Annotated in this window: 19 protein-coding genes; 7 read left to right on the top strand and 12 right to left on the bottom strand. The window is 67.4% G+C overall.

The features are described from left to right. The first annotated feature begins 68 nt into the window (after positions 1-68). From GobsT_RS11155 to GobsT_RS11145, 3 genes are all read left to right on the top strand, one after another. Positions 69-1,406: a Na+/H+ antiporter gene (locus tag GobsT_RS11155; RefSeq protein WP_010033967.1), complete on the top strand. Its 1,338-nt coding sequence runs from the start codon at positions 69-71 to the stop codon at positions 1,404-1,406. A 52-nt stretch (positions 1,407-1,458) separates the two neighbouring features. Beyond that, a complete protein-coding gene (locus GobsT_RS11150; protein WP_071529225.1) occupies positions 1,459-1,860 on the top strand; it encodes a TIGR03066 family protein in 402 nt (133 codons plus the stop codon). A gap of 124 nt (positions 1,861-1,984) precedes the next feature. Continuing rightward, a complete protein-coding gene (locus tag GobsT_RS11145; RefSeq protein ID WP_071529226.1) occupies positions 1,985-2,389 on the top strand; it encodes a TIGR03066 family protein in 405 nt (134 codons plus the stop codon). 3 nt (positions 2,390-2,392) lie between these two features. Here the strand turns inward: GobsT_RS11145 and ltaE are convergent, their stop codons facing one another. Both ltaE and GobsT_RS11135 read right to left on the bottom strand, forming a co-directional pair. Continuing rightward, the gene (gene ltaE, locus GobsT_RS11140; protein ID WP_010033973.1) at positions 2,393-3,424 is read right to left on the bottom strand and encodes a low-specificity L-threonine aldolase; all 1,032 of its coding nucleotides are present in this window, start codon (positions 3,422-3,424) and stop codon (positions 2,393-2,395) included. Between the two features lie 35 nt (positions 3,425-3,459). Then, the gene (locus GobsT_RS11135; protein ID WP_010033980.1) at positions 3,460-4,644 is read right to left on the bottom strand and encodes a sialidase family protein; all 1,185 of its coding nucleotides are present in this window, start codon (positions 4,642-4,644) and stop codon (positions 3,460-3,462) included. Between the two features lie 148 nt (positions 4,645-4,792). Between GobsT_RS11135 and GobsT_RS11130 the strand changes: the two genes are divergently transcribed. Further along, complete coding sequence (locus GobsT_RS11130) at positions 4,793-5,179, top strand: hypothetical protein (protein WP_010033982.1); 387 nt, start codon at positions 4,793-4,795, stop codon at positions 5,177-5,179. Between the two features lie 15 nt (positions 5,180-5,194). On the opposite strand, the gene GobsT_RS11125 is transcribed toward GobsT_RS11130, so the two are convergent. Beyond that, on the bottom strand, positions 5,195-6,238 hold the full coding sequence (locus tag GobsT_RS11125; RefSeq protein WP_029600633.1) for an NHL repeat-containing protein: 1,044 nt from the start codon (positions 6,236-6,238) through the stop codon (positions 5,195-5,197). A 409-nt stretch (positions 6,239-6,647) separates the two neighbouring features. Here GobsT_RS11125 and GobsT_RS11120 point away from each other — a divergent pair, with 409 nt between their 5' ends. Further along, the gene (locus GobsT_RS11120) at positions 6,648-7,085 is read left to right on the top strand and encodes a hypothetical protein (protein ID WP_010033987.1); all 438 of its coding nucleotides are present in this window, start codon (positions 6,648-6,650) and stop codon (positions 7,083-7,085) included. Positions 7,086-7,154: 69 nt separating this feature from the next. On the opposite strand, the gene GobsT_RS11115 is transcribed toward GobsT_RS11120, so the two are convergent. The 3 genes from GobsT_RS11115 to GobsT_RS37660 all read right to left on the bottom strand — a co-directional run bounded on the left by GobsT_RS11115 (position 7,155) and on the right by GobsT_RS37660 (position 8,652). Next, positions 7,155-7,865, bottom strand: coding sequence for a hypothetical protein (locus GobsT_RS11115; RefSeq protein WP_010033990.1), 711 nt, complete (start codon positions 7,863-7,865; stop codon positions 7,155-7,157). A gap of 201 nt (positions 7,866-8,066) precedes the next feature. Continuing rightward, positions 8,067-8,489 (bottom strand): hypothetical protein, encoded by a 423-nt coding sequence (locus GobsT_RS11110; RefSeq protein ID WP_010033993.1) that lies wholly within the window; start codon positions 8,487-8,489, stop codon positions 8,067-8,069. A 10-nt stretch (positions 8,490-8,499) separates the two neighbouring features. After that, complete coding sequence (locus tag GobsT_RS37660) at positions 8,500-8,652, bottom strand: hypothetical protein (RefSeq protein ID WP_010033995.1); 153 nt, start codon at positions 8,650-8,652, stop codon at positions 8,500-8,502. Positions 8,653-8,740: 88 nt separating this feature from the next. Between GobsT_RS37660 and GobsT_RS11105 the strand changes: the two genes are divergently transcribed. Continuing rightward, positions 8,741-9,736 (top strand): IS701 family transposase, encoded by a 996-nt coding sequence (locus GobsT_RS11105; RefSeq protein ID WP_010033997.1) that lies wholly within the window; start codon positions 8,741-8,743, stop codon positions 9,734-9,736. Here GobsT_RS11105 and GobsT_RS11100 read toward each other — a convergent pair. Next, positions 9,729-10,805, bottom strand: coding sequence for a TIGR02996 domain-containing protein (locus GobsT_RS11100; RefSeq protein WP_157506500.1), 1,077 nt, complete (start codon positions 10,803-10,805; stop codon positions 9,729-9,731). The two genes, GobsT_RS11105 and GobsT_RS11100, sit on opposite strands and share 8 nt — an antisense overlap. Positions 10,806-10,973: 168 nt before the next feature. Here GobsT_RS11100 and GobsT_RS11095 point away from each other — a divergent pair, with 168 nt between their 5' ends. Continuing rightward, positions 10,974-12,167 carry a sugar phosphate isomerase/epimerase family protein gene (locus GobsT_RS11095; RefSeq protein ID WP_010034003.1) on the top strand — a complete coding sequence of 398 codons (1,194 nt, stop codon included), beginning with the start codon at positions 10,974-10,976 and terminating at the stop codon, positions 12,165-12,167. Between the two features lie 337 nt (positions 12,168-12,504). Here GobsT_RS11095 and GobsT_RS11090 read toward each other — a convergent pair whose 3' ends face one another. The 5 genes from GobsT_RS11090 to GobsT_RS11070 all read right to left on the bottom strand — a co-directional run bounded on the left by GobsT_RS11090 (position 12,505) and on the right by GobsT_RS11070 (position 16,629). Beyond that, positions 12,505-13,137, bottom strand: coding sequence for an AbiU2 domain-containing protein (locus tag GobsT_RS11090; protein ID WP_010034009.1), 633 nt, complete (start codon positions 13,135-13,137; stop codon positions 12,505-12,507). A gap of 207 nt (positions 13,138-13,344) precedes the next feature. Continuing rightward, positions 13,345-14,259 (bottom strand): DUF1559 family PulG-like putative transporter, encoded by a 915-nt coding sequence (locus GobsT_RS11085; protein ID WP_010034012.1) that lies wholly within the window; start codon positions 14,257-14,259, stop codon positions 13,345-13,347. A gap of 202 nt (positions 14,260-14,461) precedes the next feature. Continuing rightward, entirely contained in the window at positions 14,462-15,145 is a 684-nt protein-coding gene (locus GobsT_RS11080; protein WP_010034014.1) for a hypothetical protein, read from the bottom strand. 133 nt (positions 15,146-15,278) lie between these two features. Then, entirely contained in the window at positions 15,279-15,746 is a 468-nt protein-coding gene (locus GobsT_RS11075; RefSeq protein ID WP_010034015.1) for a hypothetical protein, read from the bottom strand. 385 nt (positions 15,747-16,131) lie between these two features. Further along, on the bottom strand, positions 16,132-16,629 hold the full coding sequence (locus GobsT_RS11070) for a hypothetical protein (RefSeq protein WP_010034016.1): 498 nt from the start codon (positions 16,627-16,629) through the stop codon (positions 16,132-16,134). Positions 16,630-16,685: the final 56 nt, after the last annotated feature.

Genomic DNA, 16,685 nt, shown 5'->3' with positions numbered 1-16,685 from the left:
CGGGTCGGGCTGTCGGCGTCAACGCGCACCGGGTATGCTCGTGTGAATGCGAGTCACGGAGGTGCGCGGTGTTTCACCCGGTCGAACTGGTTTTGGCCCTGCTGGCGGTCACGGTGGCGCTGGCCCTGATCGCGCGCAAGCTGAGGGTGGCGGAACCGATCTTCCTGGTCGTCGGCGGGCTGCTGCTGGGGCTCCAGCCGTGGGTGCCAGGGTTCCGCATCGACCCCCAGGTCGTGTTCCTGCTGTTCCTGCCGCCGCTGCTGTACGCGGCGGCGTTCCGGACCCCGTGGCCCGAGTTCCGAGCGCAACTACGGGCCATCACGCTGTTGGCGGTGGGGCTCGTGCTGTTCACCACGGCGGCGGTCGCGGCGGCGGCCCACTACCTGCTCGATCTGCCGTGGGCCGTGGCGTTCGTGCTCGGGGCGATCGTCTCACCGCCGGACGCGGTCGCGGCGGTCGCGGTCACCCAGCGGCTCCGGGTGCCGCGGCTGATCGTTACCATCCTTGAGGGCGAGAGCCTCGTCAACGACGCGACCGCGCTGGTCGCGTTGCGGTTCGCGGTCGCGGCCGTGGCGACCGGCGCGTTCTCCCTGGCGGGTGCCGGCTGGGAGTTCGTGCTGGTCAGCGCCGGCGGGGTCGGGGTCGGCGTGGCGGGCGGGTGGCTCGTGTACCGGTTCCACCGGTGGCTCGATCGGAGCGGGGTGGCGGACAGCAAGCTCGTGATCACGGTCACCCTGCTGACGCCGTTCGCGGTCTACCTGACCGCGGAACACCTCCACCTGTCGGGGGTGCTGGCGGCGGTGTCCGCCGGGCTGTGGATCGGGAACCGGTGCGAGGAGGTGTTCACGCACGAACTGTTCGAGGAAGCCCGGGCCGTGTGGGAGTGGATCGAGTTCCTGCTGAACGGGCTGGTGTTCATCCTCGTGGGGTTCGCGCTGCGGCAGATCCTGGAGCAGTTCGGGGACACCACCCACACGCCCCGCGAACTGGCCATCGGGGCCGCCGGCGTGTGCGGGGCGACGATCGTCGCGCGGCTGCTGTGGATGTTCCCGGGCGCGTACGTGCCGCGCTGGGTTGACAACCGGCTCGGGTGCGCGGGGCCGTACCCGTCGTGGCGGAGTGTGACGGTGGTGGGGTGGACGGGGATGCGCGGCGCGGTGTCGCTCGCCGCGGCGCTGGCGCTGCCGCTCACGACCGAAGACGGGAGACCGTTCCCGGGGCGCGACCTGATCCAGTTGCTCACGTTCGCGGTCATCTTTGCCACCCTCGTCGGTCAAGGGCTGACGCTGCCCCTGTTGATCAAGGGGTTGGGCGTTTCGGCCGTGCCGGCGCCGCGGACCGAGGACGCGGACGAGTCGGAACGGGAGTGGGAGGCCCGCGCAGACGCCGATTCGACGGACACGTAATGTGTGCTCACCGGCGCGGCACCGCGCGGCGCCCGTACACAGGAGCACGTTGATGCGGACTTTACTCGGAATCGGGATGGCACTCGCGCTGGCCGCCGGAACCGCGGCGGGAGCGGCCGACGAGAAGTTTGACGCCAAGAAGCTGATCGGCAAATGGCAGCCGATCAAGTCCAAGAAGGGCGAGGACAAGTCCAAGAAGAGCGAGAGCATGGTGGTGGAGTTCACCAAGGACGGCAAGGTCGTCCTCACCGACGGGGCGGAGGGGAAGGAAGTCAAGATCGAGGGCACCTACAAGCTGGAAGGCGACAAACTCACCTTCGCGCTCAAGGTTCTGGGTGAGGAAGTGAAGGACACGGTTACCCTGACCAAGCTGACCGACGACGAAATGGCGGGCAAGAGCAAGGACAACGAAGAGGCGGCGTTTAAGAAGGTGAAGGCGAAGCCCGAGAAGTGACCGCGGGTGACGTGAGCCCGGCTGTCGTTCCAATCCGGCGCGAGCACTTGTTCACCACGCCTCCTCGCCGCTTGACAGGAGGCGGCGGTTTGCTCCAGACTGGAGTGCCCCACTGGAGCCGGTTATGCGACACGCCTTCGTCGTACTGTGTGTGGTGTGCGGTGCTCTTGGAGCGGCCCCGGTGCCCAAGGAGCGGTCCGACGCCGAAAAGGTGGTCGGCACCTGGCGGATGACACTCGACTCGAGTGGGGGCACGAGCACCGACGTGGAACTCGACTTCTACCAGGGCGGGAAGATGGTGATCCGCCAGCGGCTCGGGAACGGCCGGGTGTCGCTGTACGAGGGCTCGTATCGCGTCGTCGGCAACGAACTCCCCTACGAGGTCAACCAGGGCGGGGCGGTGAAGAAAGAGACGCTGACCATCAAGAAGCTCACCACACACGAACTCATCGTTGTGGACCCCGACGGGTTGAAGGAAGAGTTCGTCCGGATCAAGAAGAAGCCCGATCCGAACCCGGGCGACAAGTAGCCCTCAGCCCGCGAGCGCCCGGATCGCGTCCGCGGCCTTCTGGCACTGATCGCGGGACACGTCGAGGTGCGTGACGACCCGCACCACATGCGCCCCGAGCGGGGCGACCAGCACCCCCTTCGCCTTGAGCCGTTCCGCCACCGCCTTCGCGTTCCCGTGGCGTGCGTCCACTTCGAACCACACGAGGTTCGTTTCGACCGTGCGCGGGGCGAGTGTGAATCCGGGCACCTGTTCGACCGCCTTCGCGATGACCTGGGCGTTCTCGTGGTCCTCGGCGAGGCGCTCGATGTGGTGGTCGAGCGCGTACAGACACGCGGCGGCGAGGAACCCGACTTGCCGCATCGCGCCGCCGAACAGCTTGCGGACCCGGCGCGCCTGCGCGATCAGGTCGCGCGGGCCGAGCAGCATTGATCCGACCGGCGTCCCGAGTCCCTTGCTGAAGCACACGTTGACCGTGTCGAACATCCGGCCCCACACGTCCGCGGGCACGCCGGTCTTCACGATCGCGTTCCAGACCCGGGCGCCGTCGAGGTGCATCGCGAGGTTGTGCTGCCGCCCCCAGCGGGAGATGTCGCCGATCGCATCCGGAGAGAGCACGGTCCCGCCGCCGCGGTTGTGGGTCACCTCCAGGCACACGAGCCGCGTGCGCACCGAGTGCATGTCGTCGGGGCTCACCCGGCCCGTGAAGTCGCTGGTGCTGAGCCGCCCGTCCCGCGTGGGGCTGTCGATCGGGGTGAGCGTGACCCCGCTCAGCGCTGCGGCGCCGCCCGCCTCCCACAGCCGGATGTGACTGGTGGTTTCGAGCAGCGCCTCGTCCTGCGGGCGGCAGTGGACCCGCACCGCGATCTGGTTCGCCATCGTCCCGCTCGGGACGAACAGCCCCGCTTCGAGGCCGAACAGCGCGGCCGTTCGGCGCTCCAGTTCGTTGACGGTCGGGTCTTCGCCGTACACGTCGTCGCCGACGGGGGCGGCCATCATCGCGGCCATCATCCCCGGCGTCGGCCTGGTCACGGTGTCGCTGCGGAGGTCGATCATCTGGCGCTCGCGGAAAGAGGGCGAACTCACTCGTTCTACTTCCCGCGGACCCATTCGACCGGGAACCGCGTGACCGTGAGCCGCCCGTACTTGGTTCCCTTATCGTCGGCGCGCTCGTAGAAGAGCAGCACGGTGCCGTCCTTCGCGAGCGCGAGGTCGGAGTAGGCGCTGAACCCCGCTTCCACGCTCCGCTTCGCGGCCCACGTCTTCCCGCTGTCGTCGCTAAGGCGCACGGTCAGGTTCTTGCGGTCGCGGCCGGTGCCGGGTGCCGGGGGCGACTTGGCGCCGGCCTTATCGAGGTTGTCGGGGTTGCTGAATAGCACCAGCTTCGTGCCGGGTACGCTCAGGAGCGACCCCATGCAAAGGGGTTCCGGCAGCGCGTCGTCGAACGTCGGCTGGCTCCACTTGGTGGCGCCGTCGGCGCTGATCGTGACCAGCCGCCGATTCGCCTTCGACGGGCTGCGGGCGTTGAGCATCACCGACCCGTCGGTCAGTTCGCACACCGTCGATTCGTTCGGGCTGAGAATCTCCGCGGTGCGCGGGGCCGCGACCTCGCCCGGTTTCCAGGTTTTGCCGCCGTCGTCGCTGGAAATGGTCGCCGCCACGCTGTCGCCGTGGCCGCCCCCGCCGGTCCCGAGCGCGAGCCACACCGGGACGACCAGCCGCCCGCCTTTGAGCTGAATGCCGTGGCCGGGGCCGGTCGCGATAACCTTCCAGTCGTGGGCTTTCTTGAGCGGCTCGAAGGCGGTGGCGGTGATCTCGGCCGGTTCGCTCCAGGTCCTGCCGTCGTCGCCCGACCGGGAGTGGAAGCACCGCATGTAATCGAGGCAGAACAGCAGGTGAACGGCGCCCGACCGGTCCGCGATCATCACGGGGTTGTTGTACGTGATGTCGTCCGGCTTCCCGAGTTTCTTCGCGACCGCGACCGGGTTCCGCTCCTTCGGCCCCTTCACGTCCGCGACCTTCTGCGGATCGTCCCACGTTCTGCCGCCGTCGGTGCTGCGGCGGAGCAGGATGTCGATGGTGGCCCAATCGCTGCCGGTCTTGCGGGCCTCGCAGTACGCGAGCACCGTGCCCGCTTGGGTCACCACGACGCCGGGGATGCGGTACATCGCGTACCCGCCCGTGCCGGCCGCGAACACGTCGATTTTTTCCGGCTCGGCGGCGGTTGTGGGCGCGCTGCACAGGGCCAGCGCGAGCACGGGCAGGAAGCGTAACATGGTAGCATGCTCCGTGAATCCGTTACGACCGGAACAACACGTATAACGCCCGCAGTTCACCCGCTTCACCGCCGCGAAGTGCTGTGGACCGGCCCGGCCTCGCCGCGAAATAACAAGATGGACACCCGATTCTCACGAGGTCGAACCCATGCGGCTGTTTCTGGCGGTCTTCGTGTCCGGCGTGCTGCCCGCGGCGGCACTCGCGCAACCGGCGCCCGAGCTTTCGGGGAAGTGGTCCGGGTACTGGGTGAGCGACGCTAACGGCCACACCGGCCCCCTTCACGCCCGGTTCACGCCGCAGGGTGACGACGCCTACCGTGTGACCTACCGCGGTCGGTTCGCGAAGGTCATCCCGTTCCGCTACTCGACCACGATGGACGTGGTCGGGCGGGGCGATGGCGTTGTGCTCCTCTCGGCCGAAAAGCCGCTGGGGCCGTTCGGCACGTTCCGCACCACCGCGGTCGTCACCGGCACGACCTTCGATGCGACCTTCAACAGCCGCCGCGATTCGGGCCGGTTCGTCCTCCGGCGGTGAGCGGCGCCGGCGCGCTCACACCTTGCGCAGGAGCGTGATGCGGCCGGTGCTGACCCACTCGACGACGAAGATGTTGCCGTCGGCGTCGAACGCGGCGTCGTGCGGGTGGACGAACTTGCCCGGCAGCCACTCCTTCGGCTTGGCACGGATGTTCTCGCCGAGCACCTTCTTGCGCCACGCGGCGTCATCGCCCAGGTGAACAATCGGCTTGTTCTCCTTGTCGAACAGGCTCACGCGGGCGTGCAGGTCGGGGACCAGCAGCACATCGCCTCGGGTCTTCGCGTGGGCCGGGAACAGCACCACCTTGCCGCCCTCGGTGGCGTCGATCGCCGTTCCGTCGGGGGTGAACCGTTGCAGGCGCGCGTTCGCCCGGTCGCACACCACCAGCACCGGGTTCTTGGGGTCGCGCTCGTCGAGCCACTGGCCGTGCGGGGTCTTGAACTTGCCCGGCTCGGTGCCCGCGCCGCCGAACACCTTCTGGAGCTTGCCGTCCTTGTCGTAGTTGAACATGTAGTGCGAGCCGTACCCGTCGCCGACGTTGAAGCCCCCGTCCGGCAGCCAGCAAATGTTGGTGGGGTCGTACTTCGTCGAGGGGTTCTCGTACTCCTTGCACTCGGGGCGGCCCTTTCGCCACACCTCCTCGCCCTTCAGGTTGGTCTTCACCAGCTTCGGCTGTTCCCAGGTGTTGGACAGGTAGATGAACTCCTCGCCGCCCTCTTTACGGATGGCGATCCCGTGCCCGCCGTTGATCCACTCCTTGCCGAACGACCGGATGAACTTCCCCTTGGGGTCGAACACCATTACCGTGTCACGGCTGGCCTTGGTGGCTTTCGACCCCTGGTGCGTGATGTACACGTTCCCCGCGGCGTCGAGCGCGACGTTGTGGGTCGTTTGCCACTCGTAACCGCCCGGCAACTCGCCCCAGTTGTGGACGCACTCGTACTTGTGCCCCTCAACCCCGATGACGGGGTTCTTCTCTTCCGCTTTGCGCGTCATGCCGAGCAGGATCGGGCCGGAAGACGCAGTGGCTGCGGCGGCCAGGAATTCGCGACGGTTCATGTGGAGAGCGTTGGTTGTTGGGTCGGTGGGCGGGACGGCCGAGTGTAAACGCCCGCTGCGGCGGACGCAAACGTTCGAGCGGTCGGTTTTGCCCCCCCGACCGGAACCGGTTTGCACGCTGGCGTTCCGGTGCCCACACTTCGCGGCACCTCACCCGTGGAGCCTCACCATAGCGTTGGCCGTTGCGCCCGCGCCCACGGGGAACGCGGGCGCGGCCCGGAAAAACGTCGTGCTACTCGTCGCCGCCGACCTCGGCAGCGGTCGGCATTCACTTGCCGGAGGGAAGTCCAGTCGTTGTGTTCCCTCTCACGGGCGACCTGACAAAGCAGCCAAGGGTTGGAACTCTGCGCTTGCGTCTGGTTGGCAATGTGTTACTCTACTTAATGAATTAACTTAGTGGAGTATAGGCATGGCGGCACTGACGACCCCGTCCGTTCGGCCCTCGGTTTCGAACCAATTGCCCCAGCGCGGACTGTCGGTGCTGGTGGCCGCCGACCGCGAGCGCGACTCCGAAGTTCTGGCCCTGACGTTGGAAGCTGTCGGGTGTGAAGTAGTTACGACGACCGTCGGCCCGGGGGCCGTGGACCTTGCCGTGCTCGCCCAACCGGATGCCGTTGTGCTGGTCCCGACGGGGCCGGGGTGGGAGTCCGTGCCTGCGGCGATTGCGGAGCGGTCGGCGTGGCGAAAGCCGTTCGTGGTGACTCTCACCGCCCACGGAGAGGGTCTGGCGGTGCCCGGGGTTCACGCGGCTCTTGAGCGACCGGTTTCACCCGATGTGCTTGCCGGGTTGGTGCGCCGGTTCCGCGAGTTCCTCGCCGGCCTCGACGGGTTCGATCCGGCCATTTGACCGGTGGACGTGGTTCCGAGCGGCTTGGGGAAGGAGCTGCCGGTGGTCGGTCTTCGACGACCGTCATCGTCAGCCTGTCTGTCGGATACGCAGGTCCGCGCACGCGGCGGTGTAGCTCGCTTCGAGGTCGAGCGGCACCGCGAACTCGCCCAGCCACAGCGGGAGAGTGGGCAGCGATTTCCCGATCGTTAACTCGGATGGCCACACCTGAAGCCGACCAGCTACCGCGCGGCCGATTGAGCGGTAGGAAACGGCACTCAGCCCCTCCGGCGTCCCCGCAATTTCCTTCACGTCGAGCGTTGTGAGCAGTTCGGCCTGTAGGTCCGCTCGCCGTGTGGTGACGATGTCGACCACGACCAACCCCCGCCCGTGGTGAAGATGGTCGGCGCATTTTGCCGCGAACGCTTCTCGGGCGGACGCTCGATCTTTGTTTCGCGGGCTGACCAACTCGATTGCGGCGGCCAACGGCGGGTCGCCGTCCTCGCTGCGCACCTCGACCCGCACGTCATCCGTTTCGGGCCAAGCAACCGCGACCGCGAGCTCCGGTTCGGGAGCCCACCGCGGGGCACTTTCCTGCGCGACGCTTGAGACCGAACTGCCGAGCGTGGCAACGTCGATTTCGATCGGGCCGTCGCGGTCACGGAAGGGGGCGGCGTAATACCCTGGCGGCAGCACCCCCGCGTTGAGTATTCGTGCGATCGCAACGGCCCAGGTTCCATGAAACGTCCGCCACGTGTGCGTGAGCGTTAGCGGCGGGCGGAAATGGTCGAGTAGCGGCACGGTAACCTCCGCGGAGTGCGAACGTTATTGTAACGAGAGCACGGGAGGGCCTGACAACCCGGTCAGTTGCGCCCACCGGGCTTCGAGCAGTTCGTCACGCTCCATCGCCTCCAAGCAGTCGGGGTGCCGACCGAACGGTCGTGAGAGAACAGAACGCGCGTCGCTCGTGACGGAACACCGCGATGGTCGGGCGGGCACCACTCAAGACACGGCCGTGCCGGTCCGACTTGCGCGCCGGTACAAGAACAGCTTGACCAACCCGAACGCGACCACCCCGGGGCCTTCAGAGGCCGCCCACCACCAGGGCACGCCGGCGTTCAGGTCCGCGAGGAACACGCCCGCGCCGAGGGCCGTGTGGAGGTACGCGAGGACCGGCACCATCGACCGGTACTCGCGCCAGCGGACGGTGATCGTGAACACGACCGCGCCGTGCAGCGCGTACAGCAGCGACAGCGACCGCGCCATGTACCGGGTGATGACGGCGTCGGGCAGTTCCCCCAACCCGAGCCAGTCGCGGTGAACGGTACTCATCCATTCAAACGGCAGCAGCGCGCACGGGGCCGCGCACAGCACGACGCACGCATCGAGGCGCATCAACCACCAGAGCAGTCGGTCGGCAGTCATGTGTTTTCATTCACGCGGGAGTGAACTCGAACCGGCTACCGAATCGGGCGCGAAGCGCGGCCACCATACTTTCGGACAGCGGATTGGAACTCAGGTCCAAGTTCTGGAGGTACTCGGGGTTAACCGCGGCGGCCAGCGCGGCAGCTCCGGCGTCGGTTATCATTTTGCCTCTCAGGTATAGGTAATAGGACTTACGCAGTTGCGCTGGCGCAGGATTTGCGCATGGTGTGTTGTTGGTCTATGATCGGGCCATGAACGCACCACGTGCGAGCGCCGAGGACTACATCCAATTCCTGATCGCCACCCCCAAGGTGGCGTCGGCCGCGGAAGCCGCGCGAGCCCAACCGGACCATCCGACGGCGCCCGCGCATGATGCGTTCACCCGACTGCTGCACCGGCTGGAACCGGACCCAGCGGCGTTGTGGGACGAAGCCCGGTCGTCGGTCCGCCCGGGCGGTGCCGTGGTGCTCGACGACTCGGTGCTGGACAAGCCGTTCGCCCGGCACATGGGGCTGGTGCGCCGGTGCTGGTCCGGGCGGCACCGCCGGGTGGTGAGCGGGATCGGGCTGGTGACCCTGCTGTGGACCGACGGGGCCGCCCTGGTACCGTGTGATTACCGGCTCGCCGACCCGGCCCGAGCCGAGACCAAGAACGACCACTTCCGAGCCATGCTGGCGGTCGCCAAGGGACGGGACCTGTCGCCCCGGGTGGTACTGTTCGACACCTGGTACTCGGGCAAGGACAACCTGAAGGCGGTGCGGGCCCTGGGGTGGCACTTCCTGACCCGGGTGCGGAGCAACCGGCGGGTGAACCCGGATCGCACGGGCAATCGGGCCATCGAGGGGTGCCCGATCGGGGCCGCCGGTACGGTGGTGCACCTGGAGGGGTTCGGATTGGTGAAGGCGTTCCGGATCGCCACCGGTGATGGGGGCACGGAGCATTGGATCACCAACGACCTCGACATGGACGAGGCCACTCGTGCGGTTCTGGCCGGGCACGCGTGGGGCATCGAGGAGTATCACCGGGGCCTCAAGCAGCATTGCCACGTGGACCGGTGCCAGGTGCGCATGAGCCGGGCCCAAGCGGTCCACATCGGGCTCGCGATCCGCGCGTTCCTGCGGCTCGAGTGGCACCGGCTCAAGTCCGGCGTCAGTTGGTTCGCGGCCAAGACGGCCATCGTGCGCGAAGCGGTGCGAACCTACCTCGCCGCACCTACATACCTACTTACCCAAAAGTCAACTACGTAAGTCCTAGGTAAGTGAGTTGAGGAACGAGAGGTAGCAGATGACGGACGCTGGCGTCGGTCACCCCCTCAAGCATAAGAATACGTAGCTTCGGCCACGGAGCCGAGGCGAGCGCCTCGACACTCTCGTCAAATCTGTGGCACGTGAGTGCAAGTATAATCATGTCCACGTTCGGCCGGAACGACGCATCACGAAGAGCACGAAAAACCGCGTCAGCAGGTTCACAGCCCAGGGCGGTGAAGCAGCGGAGTGACGTCAACCGTGGCGAACATACCAGGGGTATCAGGTCGTGTTGCGTGTCACGGAGCCAGAGCGTTTTGAGGCCTGACAGTAGTGGCGCCCGTAGCAGCCGGGCTGCGTATCCGCCCTGGAGTTCAAGATCGGCGTCTGAGCACTCGAGGTGGAAGTCATGCACTCCTGACCAGTGCTCTCCCGCGAGCACTTCGTCGAACACTTCAATTGCTTGGGGGGTAGGTTCGGGCGGCGCTTCGACGGCGAGCTTTTGGATGCGGGCCAGGGACGGTACGTTCAAGCGGCGCCACTGGTCCGGGGCGGTGGCCGTTCGGATGGTCAACTCCTCGACCGGCTCGCATCGTAACGCACCTGCCACGTCACCAACAGGGTACTCGGATGCGAGAAGGACGGTCGCCTGCTGCACAAAGCCGTGCCGCAGTTTGATGCCCGAGAACACGCCGGCCGACAGTTCATTCAGGTCGATTTGGCCCGAATCGAAATCGCGTTGGTAAGACGGATTGTCGAGGCGTAGTCGGCCCGTCCAATAGGCCTGAGCCGAGCGCCGCCCGCGGCGGCCGAAAACGGATTCCTGACCGAGCGCGCGACAGAACGGGTCGAACCACCGCGGGCCGTGGGTCTCCAGCAGGTTGAGAACCTGTTTTCGGAGCTGCCGGAGTTCCGCCTCGTGGGAACACGCGGCGAGTTCGTGCGACAGTCGCACGAACTCAGCGCGGTCTTCCTCGCCGTGCTCCTGGAGCCAGTCGGCGAACGCCAGCCGCACGGTGCCGTCGTCCCGGCGGGCGGCAATGGCTTCGATGAACGCTTCGCGGTCGGTCATGCGGGCTATTGTGCCCGGTCGCCGCCGCCGGTGCAATGCGATGAACCGGTCCCGGGCCGGCGGAAACCGCACCGCGGCGCGCTTGCCCCGCACCCGCGCCTGCCGTAAAGTCTGCGGTGCGTTGACACGCTTAAACGTCATCGAACACTCACTCTCCGGGGGCACCTCATGGGATTCGCGCAGACCGTTGACGAGAGCGGCAAGCCGGTTCACCGGCCCGGCAAGGGCAGCTACCACCAGATCGGGCTCGTCCGCGGCCAGTTCGGCGGGGTGCCCGAGTCGGAGTGGCTCAAATTCATCGCCGGGGCCGGCTTCGACGGCTGGGAAGAGGCGTCCTGGGAACTCGACCTGCGCCGGTGCGACACCGACGCCGGCGCCGCCGAGTACGCCAAGGAGCGGGTCGCGCTGGCGAAGGCGCACGGGCTGGAGATCTTCACCGTCGCCACGCACCTCCAGGGGCAGGTGCTGGGCGACGAGCCGAGCGCCAAGACCCTCAACTTCTGCTCCGGGAAGGGCGAGGCTCGGGGCGCGTACAAGGCGTGGCGTGCCGCCGGCAACAACCCGCCGCGCACCAACCCGATGTACGTGCCCGACGAGGTCGGCGCGCTGATGCACAAGGAGGCGCAGCGCGACCTGCTGGCCGCGGTGCGGTACGCCGGGCACCTGTCCAAGTTGCAGAACCGCCGCGTCGCGGTGCCCGGCTTCGTGGGCAGCCCCGCCCACTGCTGGAGCCACTGGTTCCTGTTCCCGTGGCTCCCCGGCGAGATCGACGGCCACGCCCTGCCGGACGTGTACCAGGTGTCGCTGGAACTGCTGGTGGAGCGGTTCGGCCCGGTGTGGGACGAGTGCAAGAAGCAGGGCGTGACCTACGACCTGGAGTGCCACCCGTCCGAGCGCGCGATGGGCGACCTCGAGAGCGCCGTGGATTACATCAACCACATGAACAAGGCTGGGTACGAGGGCGTCGTGGGGTTCAACCTCGACGGCTCGCACATGGAATGGCAGAACGTGTCGGTGATCCAGTTCATCCGCGAGTTCCAGAAGTACGTCCACTGCGCGCACGTGAAGGGCGTGCAGGTGGAGCGCGAGCACTGCCGCGGCGGGCTGCTGGGCGGGCACCGGTCGATGGGCCACTGGACCAACGGTTGGAAGTTCGTGACCGCCGGCACACAGCGCGACGCCAACTCGCTGGAGGAGATCTTCATCGAGCTGAACCGGGTCGGGTACGAGGGCGCGGTGAGCATCGAGTGGGAGGACAACGACGCGGACAAGTTCGCCGGCGCGAAGACGGCGCTGGCGAACTGCCGGAAGGCCGACCTGCCGCCGAGCTGGGGCCGCCACGACGACGCGCTGAAGGCGTAACGTGGTTCGCGACGGGGGGGTTCGGCCCCCCGTTCTGTTGACCGCGGGTGGCATCGTGCGGTCAGGAGGCGACACGCGAGCAAGGTGATTCTCGACGCCGCGATGCGGGGCAAACTGAGCGGGCTGGGCCAACCGGTTCAACTGTGCGACGAGTCCGGGGCGGTCACCGCCTGCGGTTCCTCGACAGCATCGACGCGATGTTCTCGCAAGCGGTGATCCACGGGACCCGGTCCGAAGGGATCGAACCCCTGTTCGGCGTGGGTGCGTGAGAGGCGGCGACGAAAAGCGATGCGGCCCAGGCCGGTGCGGTGCCGGGTTCGACCTACGAGCAACTCGGCTACAAGCCTGCCTCAGCAATCCTCAACCGCTCACGGCTGGCCTGATACATCGGGCGCACAAATGCAAGCAACTGGTCTGCGGCCCCTTTGTACGCAGGCCGATAGTCTGTTATTGGGCTATCCAGAGCCTCGCACACTCGGTTCATCAGCTTGCCGAGAACTGCGAGCACAGTGTTGACCGCTTCACGATCGACCTGAGCGATCGGTTCGAGCCCCATTGCCACCGCATGATCACGATGCGCGTGATACTTGTCGCGCCACCGCCGCAGAGGTTCGAAGTGGTTGCGAGCCTCTGCGAGCTCAACCCGCATGCCGTCTGCTTGCTCTGGCCGCAGCGTCTCAACGTGGCTGACCATCCGCTCTACAGTCAGGTTGTGCCTCGGCTGCTTCTTGACCCGATCAACTGCAGGGTCCAACAACCTGCCAAGACCGACAGCGATCTCGGTACGCACCGCTTGGTGGATCAAGCCACCGGCACCGCGGTTGAACGCCCAGGCAAGGATCTTCACCGTGTCTTGATCCGCGAACAGGCCGGTGAAAAGGTTCCAATGCCCGAAGACGTCCCAGACTTGGTCCCGGACGTTCTTTAACTCTACTAGGACAACGGGGGGGATCGGCGAAGGTTCAGACATCGGCGAGCCTCGGGGAGTCGCAGGTAACCAGAGCAAGATCTAATGACCCGCAACAACGTTTTGAGGTTCGCACCGGAGATTCGTCAGCGGCGGCCGAACAATCAAACTCACCTGCACCGGCATCACCGGACGAGCGATGCGGCCCAGGCGGGTGCGGTGCCGGGTTCGACGTGCCTGTGCAGCGGCCCGCCCGGACGTTCGGCCCGCTCACCAGTCGCTGCCGATGACCTCGCCGCCGGCCGGAGTCACCGCCGCCCAGAAGGTCTCCACGCTGGCCGATCGGCCGACGGTGCGGACGCTCCCGTCGCCCAACCCGACGAGCATCCCGCCCTCGTGCGGCGTCTGCGGGAGGGATGGGTCGCAGTCCCCGGCGCCGGGCGGCGGAGGCGGGCTTGCGCTCAACGGCTTCTCAGAGGCCCAGAGTCGGGGCCGAACCTGGAACGTCACGCCGTCCCGGCTCGGCCGGGTCACGGCGGGTGTGCCGGAGGTGACGGGATACACGTCACCGGGGTTGACCCCCGCCAGGACCGGGCCGCCGTCTGCGAACGTCGCCCGCCGGATGAGGTGCCTATCGGGATCGGCGGAGCTGTACGTGAACGAGCTTTTGGCGCAGGCCAGGTAGTGTTCCGCGAAGAACATGGTCTGGGACAGGCCGTCCGGGGCGACGCGGTCGAGCGACGTGCGACCGACGAACACCTGCGCGTTGGCCGCGTACGACGTGTGGTGGAACAGGGCCGCCGGCCCGTCCGGTGGGTAGAGGGCGGCCGACGGGTCGGCCGGGCTGCGGTACATCGGCACGCTCGGGTACGCCTGGTCCTGCCGATAGCCGGAGGACTCGATGTGCGGCAGCAGCGCCATGAAGACCAGCGGGTCGGACTGCCTCCCCCAGACGCCGAGCGATTCGATGTAGACCGGCCGCGGGTTGCCATCGATCGTCGGCAGCACCCGGCGGTCGCCCGCGTAGTTGTGCAGTGCGAGGTTGATCTGCCGGATGTTGTTCGCGCTCCTGGTCCGGATGGCGGCGGCCCGGACCTTCTGCACGGCCGGCAGGAGGAGCGCAATGAGGACCGCGAGGATGGCGATCACGACGACGATCTCGATCAGGGTAAACCCGCGCCGCATGGGATCTCCTCCGGTCGCTGGAAGTGCAAACGGTAAAACGGCGGCCGGTCTCGCGCGCCCCGGGCCACGTCGGAGTGCGACACCCATTCCGCACCAGCGACGCGGTCACCCGTCTGCCGCGTCGCCCCTCCGCGGGGCTCGCCACACTGCCGAACGATAGCCCACTGGCACCGCCACCACCGGACGAGCGCTGCGTCCCGAATTAGTCGGCGGTGCCCGGTGCAGCGCCGGGCTCGGCGTCTTGTCGGCCGCTCGGGGCAGGCGTCACCCGCGACCGCAAGTCCGCGATCGCGTGCCACACCTGTTCGTTATCGGCGTCTTGATCCGCGGCGATCTGCGCGAGCGTGTTGGCTCGCTTGAACACGATGAGCAGCGCCGCGTTGACACAGAAGGCCAGCACGCCGGCCACGACAACCGCGCCGCGAGCGACCGAAATGCCCGCTGCCGCTTGGCCGACCCGAGTGTCGCCGGCCCGGCCAGCGCGCTCGATCACCTGCTCGGCCTCGGACAACTGCCCAAGTTGGTACACCACGCCGATCGGGACGGCGATACACGCCAGCGCCGCCACGAACTGCCCGACCACCAACAGCAGCCAGGACGCCCCGCCACCGATGAAGTACGAGGACAGCCACCGGCCGGGGCCGGGCGGCCGAGCGGTTTCGGGATGAACCGGCGACGGGGGCTCCTCAAGCAGTTCTGCCAATGTTCGCCAGCGGGCCTGAGCCCCGGATCGTTGGAACCGGCTGAAGCTGCGCCCATCGGATTCGGTGGCGAATAGTGCCGCCCGGAGCTCGCCCGACGCGAGCCGCGCTCGAATCTCGCCGAGCGTCCATGCGCCCACGAATTCGCTGTTCGGACGCCGCGTGACGAAGTACACGGTACGCAATCGCCGCACCCTCGTGTTGCCGAACGGGCAAAGAGACCGCCTGCCGCCGGTGCGCCAATCACCGACCCTAAAACAGGTAATGCTGCAAAGCGCCGATGAGCCGGCGGTCGGGGGCAGTGTCCGGTTCGGCGGGTCAACTCCACACCCAGCGGCAAATCGTCACGACCCCGACCCCGAACACGAACAGCAGGGCTCCCCCCGCCACCACGCACCCCAAGAGTGCCCACCGGCTCAGGGGGGCCGAGGAGTTGCGGGCCTGCCACGCCGCGGCCTCCTCCTCGCTGGGCATGTCCTCGGGCCGGTTGAAGAACTCCCCGTGCCCGCTCTGCACCCGCGCCCCAAGCCGGCGGGCCATTTGCAACATCTTGGCGACCGTCGGCCGGTCCGGGCCCTTGGTGTAAACCGCCCCCTCACTCCAGGCGAACCACGTCCCGTCCGGATACTTGCACGGGCCGGGCCACAGGGCTTGGAACTCGTGGTCGGGGTCGGGTCGCAACTCCGGGTCGGACGCGATGACCGCTAGCCACTCGTCCGGAGTGATCGGGTAACGATCGCTCTCGGCCCACGTGTCGGCTCGGTGGATGTACACCTCGTGGCCCACTGCGTCCCGCCTCCCTCGCCGAACTTGCCGCTCGCCTGCACCGCCATCACACGATGAGCGGCAGGCCCCGGATCAGCGGCGGTGTCGGGTGCCGCGCCGAGTTCGGCCTGCCTTTGTGTGTCCAGGACACGGCGCACCCGAACTCCGGTCGAGACAGACGGGAATGAGGGTTGCGGGCTACAGGCTCAATCATCGAATCGCTCGTCACCAGTCGGAGCGGGAACCTTGCGGCTTGAGATCGGTATCCGCGTCCGGATCGGGCACGTTACGATTGTGAGGTTGCCACGTGGCCGGCGGTTGCCCGCCGACGGCCGCCCGCGCGGGCGGCCCAACCTCGATGCCTGCCCCGGCCTTCGTCCGACGAACGCCGTGCCTGGCCGGTGGATCACCGGATCGCGTCCGGTGGCGGATCGGAGTCCGCCAGCAGGGACGCCTCGACGGCGATCAGTGTGCGGTGGTTGAACCGGTCCAGTTCGTCCTGGAGACGGTCGATCTCCCTCTCCACCCGCCGGACTTCCGCGTCGATGTCCGGCTTGCGGAATTGGGCCACGTAGTTCGTCCTCGCGCCCGTGAATCCCTCGACCGACGGCCCGTGCCGGGTGTTCACCTTACCGAGCATGGCGACGAGCGCCTTGCACTCGGCCAGTTCAAAGATCAGACCCTGGATCGGCTGGTTGGCGGCGTTGATGGCCACCTTCAGCTTGACCAACTGCTCGGCCAGCGCCATCCGGGCTTTGTAAAGCTGACGCACATCGTACTCTTGGTTGTCTTCGATCACGCTGTTGTACGTCGCGATCTGGGTGTCGAACTGCGACAGCCGGTGGACGACGCGGTTCTTGAGCTTCAACGCCCGCGACAGGTTGATCTGCGTCGGCTCGGCCACGTGCGCCCCTCCTTCACCTTCAGCCGCCGAACTTAAAGCTCACCGGCCCGGCCGGG

This window comes from Gemmata obscuriglobus (assembly GCF_008065095.1).
GTDB classification, from domain to species: Bacteria; Planctomycetota; Planctomycetia; order Gemmatales; family Gemmataceae; genus Gemmata; species Gemmata obscuriglobus.
This window is presented reverse-complemented; position numbering and strand designations above follow the sequence as displayed.